The sequence below is a fragment of the Vibrio sp. M260112 genome, from assembly GCF_036533775.1.
Lineage (GTDB): Bacteria > Pseudomonadota > Gammaproteobacteria > Enterobacterales > Vibrionaceae > Vibrio.
The window spans coordinates 1-813 of sequence record NZ_JATABH010000170.1 but is presented as its reverse complement, the minus strand read 5'-3'; the positions used below and the strand labels follow the sequence as shown (position 1 = coordinate 813).

1 pseudogene is annotated in these 813 nt (G+C 47.1%); it reads left to right on the top strand.

The window, feature by feature from the left end:
- Positions 1-15 precede the first annotated feature (15 nt).
- Positions 16-813 (top strand): annotated as a pseudogene (locus QTN95_RS20875) (LysM peptidoglycan-binding domain-containing protein); the annotation flags it as partial.

Genomic DNA, 813 nt, shown 5'->3' with positions numbered 1-813 from the left:
TCTGGTGGTGTCGGCGTGAAAGGCGATATCTTTGGTGGTGCTCAAGTTGGAGGTCAGGTTGAAGGGGGGCTGGAATGGAAAGCGCCGCAAGATACCAAACTGGATAAGGTGTTTGATTTCGCCACCCTCGCCAAAGTAGGTGCCAACGGCAATGTAGCTATTGGCGCCGGAGCGGGATGGGATTTTCAGTTAGCGATAGACAAGGGAGAATTCATTTTTAACTGTTCTGGTCGTCTGGTGTTTGGCCCTGGCGCCAGTGGTGGGTTTGGTACTGTGATTGATTTTGAGCAGTTATGGCAACTCGCGGTTATCCTCTTTAAAGGCTTAAAAGCAACCGATTATCGCGTACTGGATAATCTTCATGAGGAAGTATATCAGCACTTTATGCGCTCGAGCTATATCGCTTTTGCCAGCGATATGATTGCTAATCCACAAGAAGCGCTTAAGCAGGCGGTGATGAATACTCAGCTTTCAATAAATAAATGGTGGGAAAAAAGAACTCAAAAGTGGGACAATGAATCCGAGAAGAAAAAGGAAGCCCGTCAGCTGGCACAGCGGATCACTAAGCATTTCAACCCTAATGGGAACGATGTGACCGGTGAGGTGCCGTTTGAAGAATTATTACCGGAAACCGTTGGCATTATGCTCAATACTTTAGTGACGACGTTTTATTTGTCATGGGAAGAGGAGCAAGAGACGGCGATCTATATATTATTGCTTGGTGGGGTTAAAACGTGGCGACGTTTTGAAGAGGTGCTCACGCGCATGAATGTTACTGGTGAAAAGCCGTCAGGTGGCAAACAAGCAGAAGAC